General features: G+C 40.7%; 2 protein-coding genes. One reads left to right on the forward strand and one right to left on the reverse strand.

Going from position 1 to position 610, the window contains the following annotated elements:
• The first annotated feature begins 210 nt into the window (after nucleotides 1–210).
• Nucleotides 211–402, forward strand: a complete 192-nt coding sequence (locus R7Z50_RS28905; protein WP_318149935.1) for a hypothetical protein — start codon at nucleotides 211–213, stop codon at nucleotides 400–402.
• A gap of 27 nt (nucleotides 403–429) precedes the next feature.
• Here R7Z50_RS28905 and R7Z50_RS28910 read toward each other — a convergent pair.
• The coding region (locus R7Z50_RS28910) for an ATP-binding protein (RefSeq protein WP_411979534.1) at nucleotides 430–610 on the reverse strand (181 nt) is incomplete at its 5' end.

The following is a 610-nucleotide window of genomic DNA, read 5'->3' on the forward strand; positions in this document are numbered from 1 at the left end:
CTTGAAAGGTATTCTAGAAGGCTTTGGAGAAGATACCGCAGTTGCTGCACTGGAGAAGATAGAAACAAGCACAAGAAACAATACTGCACCAGAATGCGAAGATATAACTATAGTTAATAACGAGCTGGTGACAATTAAAAAGCAGATTTTCGCTTACTTAGAAAACTTAAAATAAAACACCTTAAGGCTTAGAACGGGGAAATTATGAACATGGACAACAACCATTTCAAGGAGTTGATTGAGTCGCTCAAGGACTTACCTCCTACTCAAAAGCGATATTTGATCAGCAGAACCAAGATGTCCTTGGACGACGAGAGCGGGATGCTAAATCCGCAAGACTTGTTGACCAGAGAGGAATTGGAAGCGCTTCTGTCATCGGCTTCCACCACGGATCACAAATAAAGAAAGCTAATTCGTCATGGACGAAAACTAAGAACCAGGTAAAGTGACAGAACTTTGCTTGGTTGTTAGACGCGCCTCTCTTTTAATCAATACAAACGTGTTTTTTCGACCACTTCTCAATACCTGAAAACTGTCAACTAGATTACTTATTAACATTAATCCTCTTCCTGACGACATCCAGCTGTCTTCATCAAACAAGCTTGGTGCT

It is taken from the genome of Vibrio sp. 1249-1 (genome assembly GCF_033340495.1).

Excerpts from the sequence above, each read along its gene's own strand:
- R7Z50_RS28905 (WP_318149935.1), top strand. The coding sequence starts at position 211 with ATGGACAACAACCATTTCAAGGAGTTGATTGAGTCGCTCAAGGACTTA.